Here is a 13,658-nt window from a genome sequence, read left to right on the forward strand (position 1 = left end):
TTTCCCATGAACGAAGACCAAGAACAAATCACATTAGTTGATGAAAATGGTAACGAAGAGTTATACGATGTCCTGTTTACTTTTGAATCTGACGATTTTGGTAAGTCCTACATTTTGATTTACCCTTCAGGTAAGAGCGACGACGAAGAAGTTGACATCCAAGCGTACGCTTTACCAGCTGACGATGATCCAGCAAACCCTTCTGGCGGCGACTTGCAATTGATCGAGTCCGACGAAGAATGGGATATGGTTGAATCGGTACTGAACACCTTCTTGGCGGACGGTACGATTGACCCTAATGCCGGTAAGCAAGGCTAGTCATTGCGTAAAGGGCCTGGGACGGACGTCTCGGGCCTTTTTTGTTATGATCAATTGTCTGTGGGATGGGACGCAAAACGTGTCTTAGCGACCAGATTAATGGTAAAATAAGACGTTATGCTAAACAGGAGGAATTTAAAATGACTGAAGATACACACCGCTTCAAGGCCATGATTGCGGGCAAATCCTATACGATTGTGGGGCAGGCAACGGATGAGCACATGCGGGCTGTAACCGATGTCTTAAACGAGCAATTGACGCAGCTTAAAAAGTTGGCGCCCAATATGAGTAAGGAAGATGCGGCCATTTTAATGGCGTTTAACGCGGTTTCCGACCAGCTAAAATTAGCAGCGGCCAGTGATCAATCGGCAACGACTGATGACACTAAGTCGACTGAAACGAAAACGGAGGACTAATTTGCTGTTAAGTCTGATTATCTTAGCGATTCTGATTTTTGGCTTTCGCCGGGGTTATCGGCGGGGGTTAGTTTTACAGGTCTTGACCACGATTGGTTACCTAGTCGTGTGGATCGTTGCGCGATTTGGTGCGAAGCCACTAGCAGCGGGGATTGGCCAGTTTGTTGGCAATCTGTCCTTGGACAGTTCAGTGAGTGCCGTGGCGGCCAGCCAGAGTAGTAGTTTCTTTCTCAATGGTCTGGCGTTCTCCGCGATTCTCACGGTGGGGTATTTTATTGTTCACCGAGTGGCTTACGGCTTGAACCGGGTGACATGGTTACCCGTGATCCATCAGGTCAATTCACTAGCGGGCGGCCTGATCAACTTGGTCATTCGCTACGTGGTGATTTTTTTGACCTTAAATTTATTGATATTAGTTCCCATTTCGGGATTTCAGAGTAGTTACCAGTCTTCATCAGTGGCCCAGTGGATTGTTAAGCAAACGCCGGTATTGTCCAAGCGGGTGTTCAACTGGTGGCTGACGGAGCAGAAACAGAAGACGAGTGCTACTGGTTCGGGAGAGAGAGGTGTCCTATGAATCAAAAAACGTTAAAAATTATGGAATATGAGCGGATCAAACAAGCGTTACGGGCTTATTTGGTCTCCGCTGCGGGGCAACACGAATTAAACGAGTTAACCCCCACAACCAATGCTAAAAAATTACAAACTTGGCTAGACGAAACGCGTGATGGCGCGGATATTTACCGATTGGAAAGCGGAATTCCGTTACCCAAGTTAGATGACATTCGGCCGCATTTACACCGGTTAGCCATGGAAGCCGTCTTGAATGGGGTGGAATTGGCACAAATCAGTCGGGTACTTTGGACGACCGGGTCAGTCGTGAAATTTTTCCATGACTTGGCCGACAAGGAGGTCACCTTACGCCGGTTAGACCGCGTGGTTAAGGAACTCGTCACGTTACCCGATGTGACGCGGCGTTTGCGGACGTCACTGGAAGGCGACGGTCACATTACCGATGAGGCATCACCAGCCCTCAAGCAGATTCGCCAGCACATTACCCAAACGGAAGCGGCCATTCGTAGCACCATGGACCAATACACGCGGGGGAAGGACGCCAAGTATCTAAGTGAAACCATTGTGACGATTCGTGATGACCGTTACGTGATTCCCGTTCGCGCGGAATACAAGCAACGCTTCGGTGGGATTGTGCACGACCAAAGTGCCAGTGGGCAGACCCTGTTCATCGAACCCCAAGCAGTTGTGGGCTTGAACAACCAGTTGCGGCAAAATCAGATTGACGAGCGGCATGAAGAGCAACGCATTCTGGCAGAGCTGACGGCGTTGCTGGAACCCTATCAAGCTGAAATTTTACGAAACGCCGAGTTGTTGGGTCACTTTGACTTCATCAACGCTAAGGCCAAGTACGCACACCATTTGAAGGCGACCGAACCGAAGTTGTCGTTGGACAATCAGGTCAGTCTGCGCCAAGCACGACACCCGTTGATCGACCAGAAGAAGGTCGTTGCCAACGACATTACGATTGGTAAGGATTACAAGGCCATCATCGTGACCGGGCCGAACACCGGTGGGAAGACGATTACGCTGAAGACGTTGGCTCTGGTTCAGTTGATGGGTCAATCCGGGTTATTTATTCCGGCCAATGAAAACAGTGTGATCGGCGTCTTCGATGATATCTTTGCGGATATTGGGGATGAACAGTCGATCGAGCAGAGTTTGAGTACATTCTCTGGTCACATGGAAAATATTGTGGCAATTCTCAAACAAGCCGATGAGCAGAGTTTAATCGTTGTCGATGAATTAGGTGCCGGGACCGACCCACAAGAAGGGGCCGCACTCGCCATCGCCATTTTGGATGAGATTGGCACGCTAGGTAGCTATGTCATGGCGTCGACCCACTATCCAGAATTAAAGGCCTACGGGTACAATCGGCCAGATACAATCAACGCCAGCATGGAATTCAATGGCGAAACGTTGCAGCCAACGTATCACTTGCTGATTGGAATTCCCGGTCGTAGTAATGCCTTAGACATTGCCGCACGGTTGGGCATGCCGAGTCAAGTTGTCGCCGCCGCACGCGGGTTGACCGATCAGGATAGTCAGGACTTGAACGCCATGATCTCCGACTTGACCGAACAAAAACGCCGGGTCGATGCCGACGCTGAAAGTCTCCACACTCAATTGGCCGAAGCGGACGAACTACACGCCGAGTTGCAGAAGCAATTTGATGGCTACCAACACCAGAAGGACCAGTTGATGCTGGATGCCAAACGTGACGCGAATCGCTTGGTCGATGAGTCCCGGAAGCGCGCTAACCAGATTATCTCCGACCTACGCAAGAAGCAGTTGGCGGCCGGACAAAGCGTGGTCAAGGAAGACGAATTGATTGCTGCTCAGGGTGCTTTGAACGCGTTACAGCAGGATACCAAGCTCAAAAAGAACCGGGTTCTGCGGCGGGAAAAGGCCAAGCTGGACTTCCACAAGGGCGACAGCGTCCTCGTGAAGTCGTATGGTCAAGTCGGGGTCCTGATGGAACAGCTCGACGATAATCATTGGGAAGTTCAACTGGGAATTCTGAAGATGAAGATTGCCAACGCCGATTTGGAGAAGGCTAAGGACCCAGCCAAGTCGAAGAAACAACCGAAGGCTAGCATCAAGCGGACCGGATCGAGTGGCATGTCGCCAACCTTGGATCTACGGGGTCACCGTTACGAAGAGGCCATGGCTGAGGTGGACCGCTACATTGATTCCGCACTCTTGGCTGGCTATCCGTCCGTCACGATTATTCACGGTAAGGGGACCGGTGCCCTGCGTAAAGGGGTCACGGAATACCTGCAAAGTAACAATCGCATCAAGAGTTTCGGGTTCTCACCAGCCAACGCGGGTGGTGACGGCTCAACGGTCGTCCGGTTTAAATAGATTTATTTTCGCCTTACCGGCCGGCAGATATGGGCTAGAACGGTGCGAACGCAACTTGAAGCCTCGAAAATGCCGAGTCTTCAAGATTGGTTTTCTGCTAAGCCGGCGAGGAACGCCGACCAAGCAGAACGCCGCGCCTGAGCCCATATCTGCCGGCCTCTCGGCTTATACTGGTGATTTGTGGCAACGTTGGATTGTAGTTGGGCAGTCGCTATTCATGGTGATTAGTACAATTGTTTGAGATAGTAGTCAAAAAGTTGCCGCCAAAAAGTTGCTGTGGAATATTGCAATATAGGCTGTCCAGTAATTCTGGACCCACAGAGTGATTAGCAAAGTTGCTTGAAAATAGCGTACTTCAGGTTATTGTCGGAAGAAGTCAGTGTGAGCCGGAGGCGGCCAGGGATGTAGCCAGCCGTGGAAATAGTGGGAGCTGGCAGCTACCACTATGGGCGACTTTTAAGACACATGAGCTTTGCGGCTTAAAAGCGAGCGAGAGGACCGCTTCTCAGTCCGAAGCGTCCCCACAGCAGGCGGAATCCCTGGCAGCCGCAGTGCGGTATTCAGACACACAACACCGTCAGCAATCACAACCGATCAAACAATACTATTAAATTGTAAGCAACTTAGTTGGTGATTGGGAGAGATTCTGGTAGACTGAAACTATCAATGAGAATTTAGGAGGTAATTAGGAATGGCAGCAGTAGCAGAAACAACGGATAAGACCTTCGAACAAGATACAGCTAAAGGGGTAACTCTAACCGACTTTTGGGCAACTTGGTGTGGTCCTTGCCGGATGCAATCACCAGTCGTTGAACAATTAGCAGGTGAGATGGACAACGTGACCTTTAACAAGATGGACGTTGATGCCAATCCGAACACACCACAATCATTTGGTATCATGAGTATCCCAACGCTACTCGTGAAGAAGGATGGCCAGGTCGTCGACTCGATCGTGGGCTACCACTCCAAAGACCAATTAAAGAAAATTTTAGACCAATACGTTGAAGCTTAGGTTTTAGCGTAAGTAAAAAGCGACTACCAAATTTCTGGCAGTCGCTTTTTTTAGAATTAAATTGTAAGCTTAATCTTGAGCAGGGTCCTCTGGGTGAATGAGCTTTAAGGGCTCTGGCGCATCATAGTCCGGAATGATGTCACTGGGATCCGTGTAGACATTGAAGATGACGGCTTGATCACGCAATTTGCGGGGCGCGTCGGTCAATTCGGATTCTGTGGCGACACCGAGCTGTTGGGCCATCATTTCTGCTAAGAACCCAGCTTCAAGGGTAAATCCTTCCTCGGCATTCAGGCGCTTGCGAAGCTTAACGGGTTCGCCGCTTAACTGCCATTCAGAGACCTGATCAGTCTGTTTGAGTAAGGTCAAGGTGCCAAAGCCGGCCTGTTCGAAGAAGGTGCTAGCGTCCTTGGGGTTGCCCAGTGGAAAACGACGGGCAAGGGATTTTCCAGCCCAATAGTTGATTGCTCCGTGATCGTCACCTAAAAGCTCTGGTAACAAGGCATCGCGAAGAATTAATTGTGGGAGGTAGGCGGCACCCTCAGCATCGCCCATGACAGTTTGGTATAAGTTTTTCACAATGGTTGGCTCCTTCATCCGTATATATTCTAATTTTATTATACCTTAATTTTTCTATGAGGTTACTTTCACGTTAAATTTAAGTGTTTTTTTAGATGGATTGGTCATTTTGCTGACCACGAAACTTGAAACCGGTTCATAAAAAGGCGATAATATAGTTTCAAGTAATTGAGAGGAGGCGTTGATTCATGCCTAGTGATCCAATTGGACTAATGGACTCAGGAGTCGGCGGCTTAACGGTATTAAAAGAAGTGCAACGGTTATTACCAACCGAAAACACAGTGTTTTTAGGAGATCAAGCACGACTCCCTTACGGACCACGGTCGGTGGCAGAAGTCACGACCTTTACGCGGCAGATTGCGGCGTACTTAAGACAGCAGGCAAACATTAAGATGCTGGTGATTGCCTGCAACACGGCTACAGCAGCGGCTTTGACGACAATGCAGGCGGAACTGCCTGTTCCAGTCGTTGGGGTGATCACACCGGGTGCCCAAGCGGCAGTTAAGGTCACCAAGAACCATCGCATCGGCGTTATCGCCACGGCCGGGACGGTCAAGAGTGACCAGTACCGGCAAAAAATCTTGGCAGCCGATGCGAAGAATACGGTCATCAGTGTGGCTTGTCCCGACCTGGTGACCCTAGCGGAGGCCAATGATTTAACGTCGGCCCACGCTCAGTCCGTGGTTGATGCCAGCCTGGCACCATTTAAGGGGCAACACATCGATACCCTCATTCTGGGCTGCACCCATTTTCCACTGCTAAAGGCGGCGATTCAAAAGGCTGTTGGACCAGACGTTTTGTTGGTCGATCCGGGGGCAGCGACCGCCGAAGTGGCCCGGCAGATGCTGGAAAAGGATCAGTTGTTAGATCTAACGACAACCCCTGGCACTGCGGACTATTACACCACGGGAGATGTTTCGCAGTTCAATGAATTAGCCAGTCAATGGCTGGACATTGCACCCGTTAAGGTGACCCATTTGCCAGTTAGCACGTTGGAAATGATAGCAACGGAGGTTTAGTGATGGAAAACACGATTGTAATCGCAACGAACAATCCCGGTAAAGCGCGTGAGTTTCGGGCAATCTTTGAACCTAAGGGCTTAACGGTCAAGACGCTTGCCGACTTTCCGGCGTTAGAGCAGGTCCAGGAGACCGGCAAGACGTTTACGGAAAATGCCAAATTAAAGGCAACGGCTGTCGCGCAGCAAATACAACTTCCCGTTTTGGCTGATGATTCTGGCTTGATGGTCGATGCGTTGAACGGAGAACCGGGAATCTACTCGGCTCGTTACGCGGGTGACCACGATGATGCGAAGAACAACGAAAAGCTGTTGGCTAACCTGGCAGGTGTGCCACGGGCCCAGCGTACGGCGGCCTTTCATACGTCATTAGTGTTGGTCAAGCCCAACGGTAAGGAGTTGGTGACGACTGGGGAAGTGCGTGGTGAAATTTTAACCGCACCCCGGGGTCACGATGGGTTTGGCTACGATCCGTTATTTTACGTGCCAGCGGAGCAGCAAACCTTTGCGGAGATGGGGTTAGCTCAGAAGAATCAGCATAGTCACCGGGCGAAGGCCACGGCGGCGATGTTACCGCAGTTCGATCAATGGTGGGAGGAATAAACCATGAAGCGTTGGTTAGTCGTGAGCGATAATCATGGTGACCGGGATATCTTGGTCACGTTGAAGCAGGCGTTGCAACCAGACACGATTTTTCACTGTGGCGATTCCGAAATGGATGCCACGGACCCTTGGTTCAAGGACGTTTACGTTGTGCAGGGGAATATGGATCATGACGGTCAACTGCCGTTGGTGGAGACGCCGACTGTGGATGGCTGTAAGGTTCTCTTGACGCACGGTCATTATGACGCCGTTCACTGGGATCTGACCAAGTTGAAACTTCATGCCGATCAAGAGCAGGCGGATTTGGTCTTCTTCGGCCACACCCATGAGTTGGCTGCCGAACAGGTCGGGGGCCATGTTTTCGTCAATCCAGGCAGTATCAGTCAGCCTAGAGGTGAGTTCCGCCAATTGGGTGGGACTTGCGCGGTCATTACGGTTACACCGGCACAGTGGGTCGTGCAGTACTACACCAGAGATGCCCAACCGGTAGCCAATTTAAAATTTACATTTGACCGTTAGTTTCAGAAAGGATGAGTTCACGTATGATTGACGCAGCCGTCGAGCAACTGTTGCGCAAGGAAAAGAAAAGCTATGTGATTCCCGCGGATGTCGTTGCCAATGTCACGGCAACCAACACCTTGGAGCATGCCATCATGGTTCTGTCTAAGGTGGGCTACAGTCGGATTCCGGTCTTGGACGCGGATGATCACTTGCAGGGGATGATCTCCCTCGCGGCCATTACCAATCAACTCCTGCAGGTACCGGGTGCCGCGGTTGATCAGCTCAGCAATTACACCGTCGCCGATGCCATGTTGCCAATCGATCATTGGGTGGATGACCCAACAAAGCTGGAAACGATTTTAAACTATTTGATTGACGAACCGTTTATCCCGTTAGTCGATGCGGATAACGTTTTTCAGGGCATCATTACGCGTCGTGAAATTTTTAAACGAATTAACTACTTAGCACATAATTTGAACAATTATTTTGAAGTGACCCCGCTAGCCGATAAGACAGGGCAAACGGAGAAGTAAGAGGTCTTGAACTAAGAAACTGTATTTCGTGAGGGAGGGACCGCCGTGAAAATCGGATTAGGTATTTTGGTTGCCATTCTGTGGCTGTTTACGATTGGCTTAGCTATTATGGCCGCCACGGGAACTGGCAGTTACTCGTCATTTGTCATTCTTTTCGCGCTGGCAATTTTCAGTACGATTGGCTGGTGGCGACTGTAACTGGCGTACGTTTTGGCAACGTAAATTTGGAGACGCGAAAGGACTGTGACTTCGGTTATGGTCCTTTTTGCTTTGGGATGAGATTGCCGCACTACGGCAAAGTCCGTGCCAAGTGAGTTAGTGGCTAATCAGTTTGTACGGTCGAATTTCGTATGCTAATTAGGGCCTACTTTTCTCCAGCAACTGGACCTGCAAGTTTACATGACTTTGCTAAACATAACGTCTAGCAACTGTTCAGCTACAGTCCAATATTGTTGTAGACACCAGTGTAAGCCGAGAGGTCGCCAGATATGGGCTCAGGCGCGTCGTTCTACTTGGTCGGCGTTTCTTGCCGTCCTAGTAGAACGACCAAGCTTGAAGACTCGCGGTTTTCGAGGCTTCAAGTTGTGTCCGCACCGTTCCAGCCCGTATCTGGCGGCCGGTAAGGCGAAGGGACTACTATGTTGCCAGTCAAAAAAAAGAGCCATGACCGCAGTCACAGCTCAATAAAGAAAGCTTATTTGGTTGGTACCGCTGTGTGGGTCGGCAAGGTGATATTGGCTTCCCGAATGGCTTTGAGATAGGCCGTGAGGAAGGTGGCTTGTAATTGGAACTGACTGCCACTTTTGGCGACGATGATGATTTGATAGACCAATTCGCCAGTGGGGAGCGTGACGACGCCCATGACGGTGGGATCACCAATGATACTTGGATGCTCCGGAATTAGACGGTCATTGGTAGCCTGAATAATGGCAGGGAACTTCTCGACTGGTGTGGTCGAGGCAATCGGGATGTTGACCGTCGCGTGCATATCGTTACGCGACCGGTTAGAAACGATGGTAATATTGCGGTTGGGAATGAAGTTAACGGTCCCGTCGGCACTGGTGACCTGCGTGGTGCGCAGACCAATTGCCGACACGGTTCCTTCAATCAGCCCAATTTTGACCGTATCACCGACGTCAAATTGCTGTTCAAGTAGAATTGAAATTCCCGTGACTAAATCGCTGACGAATCCCTGAGCACCGAGGCCTAAAGCCAAACTGAAGATTCCGGCACCAGCGACTAAAGTACCAACGGGAACGCCTAGTGTGGACAGAATCGCGTAGATCCAGAAGAACAGGATCGTATAGTGGAAAATATTCATCGTCAGCATGCTAATGGTCTGGAGCCGGTTACTACCTTCGGCGCTAGGCTTCAGGTAACGTCTGAAACTCCGGCGTAAGATGAACTTACCGATCCAGTTGATCACCACAAAGAGCAGGGTTAAGAAGAGGAGCGTGACGAAGCGACTGGCAATGAGATGAACGAAACTGTCCCAGTCGAAAGATTTAAGATAATTTTGAAGCCACTTAGAAGAGGTGGCGGTCGTGGTAACTAGGGCCATCAAGGCGATGGGCCTCCTTTACTATCTGAGTTTACTTTCTAGTGTAGCAGATTTTAGTCTGATTCGGGGTTTTAATTGCGTGTAAGCGCTGAGAATGCTATTCTATTGGTAAGTAACGAGTACAAGGAGGGGTTGTCATGACCGGTGGACAAGTAGCGGGCCTGATTGCAGCAATTGCGTTTTTGATCTTGGTCCTCTTCATTGGCATGTTCTTAGTAAAAATGAACAAAACGTTGGGTGAACTCAATCATTCAATGAAAACGATGACTTCGGACGTTGACGTAATCAGTCACCAGGCCGAAAACATCATGGCAAATGCTAACGAGTTGTTAGAGGATGTCAACAAGAAGGTGGCGACCATCGATCCCGTCTTCCAAGCTGCCGCTGATTTAGGCGAGAGCGTTTCAGATTTGAATACGGCGACCCGCAATCTCACCGAGCGCGTGGGAGACACCGCTAAGCAGACTGCCAAGGCATCGCTAGCGACCCGCGTCGGCAAGACTGCATTTGATTTATATCGGAACCATAAGAACAAGGATTAATCATGGAAAGGGAGTCACGAGTATGGCAAAACACAAGTTATTAGCAGGATTGTTATTGGGTGGCGCTGCCTATGCAGCCTATCACGCACTTGACTTGGAACAACGTGAAGCCTTAAAGGGTGCCGCGCGCGATCGTTACAACGCATTCAAAGATCGGGCCGTCGACTACGCCTTCTACGCTGCAGATGCTGCGGATGATTTCAAGGAAGCCTTGGACGACCGGTTAGCCGGTAAGACCGATGCGCCAGCTTGGAAAGATGGCGCAGATACGGCCGATGATGAAGATGACGACATCGTTTTAAGCAGCGATGAAGTCAACGATTTACCGGACGAAGAAGCCAGCGATGCAGCCGTAGACCCAACCACGGCTACCCCAGCAGAAGGCGATGCAGACAAGGCTGATGAAAAGCCCGCTGATGACGCTGCTGTTGAAGACTAATTTAAAGCTTAAAGAGAAAGTCGCGGTTTAATTGCCGGGGCTTTTTAATTTGGGGTTGAAATGTGGGTGGTGTCGGGATAAGGGGTGGTCGTATTTGGATAATAGTATTTTCTTGACGTGGCTGTTAGTTGATAGAAGTTGTGTTGGAAACTCACTTTTCCTGATGGGCTAGCCATAACTGGACATGGGTAATATTGCCAGAATTGTTGAGAGCTTATTTTGAAATTCAGAACGAATCTTTTCGTTCAATGTTTGTCGTGGGAAAAATCAATATGAGCCGGAGGAGGTCAGGGATGTAGTCGGTCGTGAAAAGCCCGTTTCGCCTGCTGAAGTGTCCCCACAGCGGGCGGAATCCCTGACAACCGGAGTGCGACTATTTAAAATCCACAAAAATAGCCCTTGCCAACCGGACAAGGACTATCGAAGCAGTATCTATTTAGCCAACGTAAGTAAGTTCCTTAGAAGTATGCGTGAATGGCAAGCTGCCATCGGCTGTGACGTGGACACAGTCTTCGATCCGCACACCGGCGACCCCTGGAATGTAGATCCCAGGCTCAATGGAGAAGCACATGCCGGGTTCGAGAACTAAGTCGTTGCCTTCCATGATGGATGGAAATTCGTGGTCGCTCATGCCCATCCCGTGGCCAAGGCGGTGAATGAAGTATTCGCCGTAACCAGCCTTGGTGATGATGTCACGGGCAATCTTGTCCAGTTCAGCAGCGGTCATGCCAGGTTTAACGGCGGCCTGGGCAGTCAGTTGTGCTTCCAAACAAACATCGTAGATTTCCTTTTCCTTGGCAGTAGGGGTCCCTAAGGCCACCGTCCGCGAGGCGTCGGAAATGTAACCATCATAGACGGTTCCGAGGTCAAATAAGACCAGCTCGTTGTTTTCAAATTTAGTATCGTTCGTGGCACCGTGTGGCTCAGCGGCGTGGGCACCGGCTTGAACCAGGCTCCCGAAGGACATTTCCATAATGCCTTCCTTCATCAGGGCGTACTGCAATTCGGCCACGGCGGATTGTTCCGTCTTGCCCGCCTTCACAGCGGCGAAGCCATGTTCAAAGGCGAAGTCGTCCCACTTGCCGGCAATCTCTAGCTTCTTGATTTCTTCGGCGGACTTAATGAGACGCATCCGTTCGATGAAGCTCGTGATGTCTAAGTCGAAGTGGGGGTTGCTAAATTGTGCAGCCAAAGCTTCCATGCGCGCAACTGGGAGTTGTCCCTTTTCTAGCGCGATATGGTCGGGATTGACGTGACGTTGCTTAACTTGGTCGGCAATCATGGCCCATGGATTTTCGTGGTCCAAGTAGCCAATAACTGGGAATTTCCAGCCGGTCGATTTGATCACTTCAACCTCTAAGGCTGGTGCGAAGATAAATGGATCTTGGTCGGGGAAAACAACCAGGGCAAGAACCCGTTCAATGGGGTCGCTTCCAAAGCCAGTAAGATACTGGATAGTTTTTGGATTGCTCAGGTACGTCATGCTAGCGTGTTGTTCTGCTGTCCATTGCTGGATTTGTTCAAGTTTAGTCATTCAATCACCCCTTCAAAAGATGAGTTTATTATAGCATAAGTTCACGGCCGATTTAGTCGCCAGGTGATTTAGTTGGGGAGAAGGGAAAAGTTGTGAAATCGATTATAGAAAATGTTAACCGCAACTGGTGAATGATGAGTTTACGCCATAAAGTCCGGATAAATTTTTTATCACTTGCTAAGCGGAAAATATTTCTGTAAACAGCTTAACAACGCGGTTAATGAGACCTACAGTAAATCATATCAGCCTCGAAAATTCCCCTCTATAGAGAGATGTGCCTTGAAAATTAAATGAAATTACGGTATTCTTTGACTTGAAAGCGTTTTCAATGTTGCGTGAATGATTGACTTTCTGTATACTGGTCAAGTTGCTTGAAAACGAATGAAAACAAACCAAAACAAGGAAGAAAGGGCTATCGCTATGGAAAAACAAACAGTAACGATTTATGATGTGGCGCGTGAGGCGGCGGTCTCGATGGCCACCGTTTCTCGGGTGGTTAACGGGAATCCGAACGTAAAACCAGCGACACGTAAGAAAGTTTTAGAGGTCATTGACCGGTTAGATTACCGACCAAACGCCGTTGCACGGGGGTTAGCAAGTAAGAAGACCACGACCGTTGGGGTTATTATTCCCGACGTCACGAACGCTTACTTCTCCTCATTAGCACGGGGAATCGATGACATCGCCATGATGTACAAATACAACATCATTCTGACCAACTCCGATGAAAACGGGGGCAAGGAAGTTCAAGTGTTGAACACTTTGATGGCCAAACAAGTTGATGGCATTATTTTCATGGGGAACCAAGTCACTGACGAGTTACGTGAAGAGTTCAAGCGTTCCAAGGCTCCGGTTGTTTTAGCAGGTTCAGTTGATGCTGAAAAGGCGCAACCGAGCGTCAACATCGATTACGTTGCTGCCGTTGCCGAAGCTGTGAAGAACTTGATCGATCACGGCAACCAGAAGATCGCCTTTGTTTCCGGTTCAATGGACCAAGCCATCAACCATGATTACCGGTTGAAAGGGTACAAGAAGGCCTTGAAAGATGCTGGCATCAGTTACGATGACAAGTTGGTCTTTGAAACGGATTACACTTACAAGGCTGGTCAATCACTCGAACCAGCTTTAACGGCTGCTGGCGCAACGGCAGCCTTCGTTGGTGACGACGAATTGGCCGCAGGTGTCATGAACGGTTTGACCGATGCAGGGGTTGATGTTCCTGGCGAATTCGAAGTTATTACCAGTAATGACACGAAGTTGACCGAATTGGTACGGCCAAAGATGAGTTCAATCACCCAACCACTGTACGATATTGGTGCCGTGGCCATGCGGTTGCTCACCAAGCTGATGAACAATGAAACCGTTGATGAAAACACCGTGATCTTACCTTACGGGTTGATGAAGCGGAGCTCAACGAAATAAGTTTGCTTAAACGAGAAGGTTCACGAGGTCAATTGGGATTTCGGAGCCTTCTTTTTGTTTACAATGAGTCATGACTGATTGACTTGAAAATCAGCTAAGTAACGGTGTTAGCGTGCTAAATTAGGCAACCTGGTGGGTCCTTCGCCTTGCCGGCCGGCGGATATGGGCTGGAGCGGTGCGAACACAACTTGAAACCTCGAAAGAGCCGAGTCTCCAAGCTTGGTTTTCTGCTAAGCCGGCAAG

At 49.6% G+C, this 13,658-nt stretch carries 16 protein-coding genes; 13 read left to right on the forward strand and 3 right to left on the reverse strand.

Going from position 1 to position 13,658, the window contains the following annotated elements:
- Positions 1-6: 6 nt before the first annotated feature.
- The 5 genes from FC99_RS05595 to trxA all read left to right on the forward strand — a co-directional run bounded on the left by FC99_RS05595 (position 7) and on the right by trxA (position 4,683).
- Entirely contained in the window at positions 7-318 is a 312-nt protein-coding gene (locus tag FC99_RS05595) for a DUF1292 domain-containing protein (RefSeq protein WP_048732080.1), read from the forward strand.
- Positions 319-458: 140 nt separating this feature from the next.
- Positions 459-734 (forward strand): cell division protein ZapA, encoded by a 276-nt coding sequence (locus tag FC99_RS05600; protein ID WP_048732078.1) that lies wholly within the window; start codon positions 459-461, stop codon positions 732-734.
- Position 735: 1 nt separating this feature from the next.
- Positions 736-1,311: a CvpA family protein gene (locus FC99_RS05605; protein ID WP_048732075.1), complete on the forward strand. Its 576-nt coding sequence runs from the start codon at positions 736-738 to the stop codon at positions 1,309-1,311.
- Entirely contained in the window at positions 1,308-3,671 is a 2,364-nt protein-coding gene (locus FC99_RS05610) for an endonuclease MutS2 (RefSeq protein ID WP_048732073.1), read from the forward strand. Before FC99_RS05605 ends, FC99_RS05610 begins: the two co-directional genes overlap by 4 nt.
- A 691-nt stretch (positions 3,672-4,362) precedes the next feature.
- Positions 4,363-4,683, forward strand: a complete 321-nt coding sequence (gene trxA, locus FC99_RS05615) for a thioredoxin (protein ID WP_048732071.1) — start codon at positions 4,363-4,365, stop codon at positions 4,681-4,683.
- Between the two features lie 69 nt (positions 4,684-4,752).
- Here the strand turns inward: trxA and FC99_RS05620 are convergent, their stop codons facing one another.
- A complete protein-coding gene (locus tag FC99_RS05620; protein ID WP_053083532.1) occupies positions 4,753-5,262 on the reverse strand; it encodes a YslB family protein in 510 nt (169 codons plus the stop codon).
- A gap of 188 nt (positions 5,263-5,450) precedes the next feature.
- Between FC99_RS05620 and murI the strand changes: the two genes are divergently transcribed.
- From murI to FC99_RS13800, 5 genes are read left to right on the forward strand one after another with little or no spacing between them, the layout of a single operon-like run.
- Complete coding sequence (murI, locus tag FC99_RS05625) at positions 5,451-6,281, forward strand: glutamate racemase (protein WP_048732067.1); 831 nt, start codon at positions 5,451-5,453, stop codon at positions 6,279-6,281.
- A gap of 2 nt (positions 6,282-6,283) precedes the next feature.
- Entirely contained in the window at positions 6,284-6,883 is a 600-nt protein-coding gene (locus FC99_RS05630; protein WP_048732065.1) for an XTP/dITP diphosphatase, read from the forward strand.
- A 3-nt stretch (positions 6,884-6,886) separates the two neighbouring features.
- Positions 6,887-7,402 carry a YfcE family phosphodiesterase gene (locus FC99_RS05635; RefSeq protein WP_048732063.1) on the forward strand — a complete coding sequence of 172 codons (516 nt, stop codon included), beginning with the start codon at positions 6,887-6,889 and terminating at the stop codon, positions 7,400-7,402.
- A gap of 23 nt (positions 7,403-7,425) precedes the next feature.
- Positions 7,426-7,917: a cyclic-di-AMP-binding protein CbpB gene (cbpB, locus tag FC99_RS05640; RefSeq protein WP_048732061.1), complete on the forward strand. Its 492-nt coding sequence runs from the start codon at positions 7,426-7,428 to the stop codon at positions 7,915-7,917.
- A gap of 45 nt (positions 7,918-7,962) precedes the next feature.
- On the forward strand, positions 7,963-8,115 hold the full coding sequence (locus FC99_RS13800) for a hypothetical protein (protein ID WP_156166872.1): 153 nt from the start codon (positions 7,963-7,965) through the stop codon (positions 8,113-8,115).
- A 496-nt stretch (positions 8,116-8,611) separates the two neighbouring features.
- On the opposite strand, the gene FC99_RS05645 is transcribed toward FC99_RS13800, so the two are convergent.
- Positions 8,612-9,481, reverse strand: a complete 870-nt coding sequence (locus tag FC99_RS05645; RefSeq protein WP_048732060.1) for a mechanosensitive ion channel family protein — start codon at positions 9,479-9,481, stop codon at positions 8,612-8,614.
- Between the two features lie 134 nt (positions 9,482-9,615).
- On the opposite strand from FC99_RS05645, the gene FC99_RS05650 reads away from it, so the two are divergent.
- Together FC99_RS05650 and FC99_RS05655 are read left to right on the forward strand one after the other, a co-directional pair.
- Positions 9,616-10,020, forward strand: coding sequence for a DUF948 domain-containing protein (locus tag FC99_RS05650; protein ID WP_048732058.1), 405 nt, complete (start codon positions 9,616-9,618; stop codon positions 10,018-10,020).
- Between the two features lie 22 nt (positions 10,021-10,042).
- Complete coding sequence (locus FC99_RS05655) at positions 10,043-10,459, forward strand: hypothetical protein (RefSeq protein ID WP_082153164.1); 417 nt, start codon at positions 10,043-10,045, stop codon at positions 10,457-10,459.
- A 436-nt stretch (positions 10,460-10,895) separates the two neighbouring features.
- Here the strand turns inward: FC99_RS05655 and FC99_RS05660 are convergent, their stop codons facing one another.
- Positions 10,896-11,993: a M24 family metallopeptidase gene (locus FC99_RS05660; protein WP_048732057.1), complete on the reverse strand. Its 1,098-nt coding sequence runs from the start codon at positions 11,991-11,993 to the stop codon at positions 10,896-10,898.
- Between the two features lie 420 nt (positions 11,994-12,413).
- Here FC99_RS05660 and ccpA point away from each other — a divergent pair, with 420 nt between their 5' ends.
- Entirely contained in the window at positions 12,414-13,415 is a 1,002-nt protein-coding gene (gene ccpA / locus FC99_RS05665; protein WP_048732055.1) for a catabolite control protein A, read from the forward strand.
- Positions 13,416-13,658: the final 243 nt, after the last annotated feature.

Source organism: Levilactobacillus koreensis JCM 16448 (assembly GCF_001435525.1).
Lineage (GTDB): Bacteria > Bacillota > Bacilli > Lactobacillales > Lactobacillaceae > Levilactobacillus > Levilactobacillus koreensis.

Excerpts from the sequence above, each read along its gene's own strand:
- cbpB (WP_048732061.1), top strand. The coding sequence starts at position 7,426 with ATGATTGACGCAGCCGTCGAGCAACTGTTGCGCAAGGAAAAGAAAAGC.
- trxA (WP_048732071.1), top strand. The coding sequence starts at position 4,363 with ATGGCAGCAGTAGCAGAAACAACGGATAAGACCTTCGAACAAGATACA.
- FC99_RS05660 (WP_048732057.1), bottom strand. The coding sequence starts at position 11,993 with ATGACTAAACTTGAACAAATCCAGCAATGGACAGCAGAACAACACGCT.
- FC99_RS05610 (WP_048732073.1), top strand. The coding sequence starts at position 1,308 with ATGAATCAAAAAACGTTAAAAATTATGGAATATGAGCGGATCAAACAA.
- FC99_RS05630 (WP_048732065.1), top strand. The coding sequence starts at position 6,284 with ATGGAAAACACGATTGTAATCGCAACGAACAATCCCGGTAAAGCGCGT.
- FC99_RS05635 (WP_048732063.1), top strand. The coding sequence starts at position 6,887 with ATGAAGCGTTGGTTAGTCGTGAGCGATAATCATGGTGACCGGGATATC.
- FC99_RS05650 (WP_048732058.1), top strand. The coding sequence starts at position 9,616 with ATGACCGGTGGACAAGTAGCGGGCCTGATTGCAGCAATTGCGTTTTTG.
- FC99_RS05655 (WP_082153164.1), top strand. The coding sequence starts at position 10,043 with ATGGCAAAACACAAGTTATTAGCAGGATTGTTATTGGGTGGCGCTGCC.
- murI (WP_048732067.1), top strand. The coding sequence starts at position 5,451 with ATGCCTAGTGATCCAATTGGACTAATGGACTCAGGAGTCGGCGGCTTA.
- FC99_RS05595 (WP_048732080.1), top strand. The coding sequence starts at position 7 with ATGAACGAAGACCAAGAACAAATCACATTAGTTGATGAAAATGGTAAC.
- FC99_RS05600 (WP_048732078.1), top strand. The coding sequence starts at position 459 with ATGACTGAAGATACACACCGCTTCAAGGCCATGATTGCGGGCAAATCC.
- ccpA (WP_048732055.1), top strand. The coding sequence starts at position 12,414 with ATGGAAAAACAAACAGTAACGATTTATGATGTGGCGCGTGAGGCGGCG.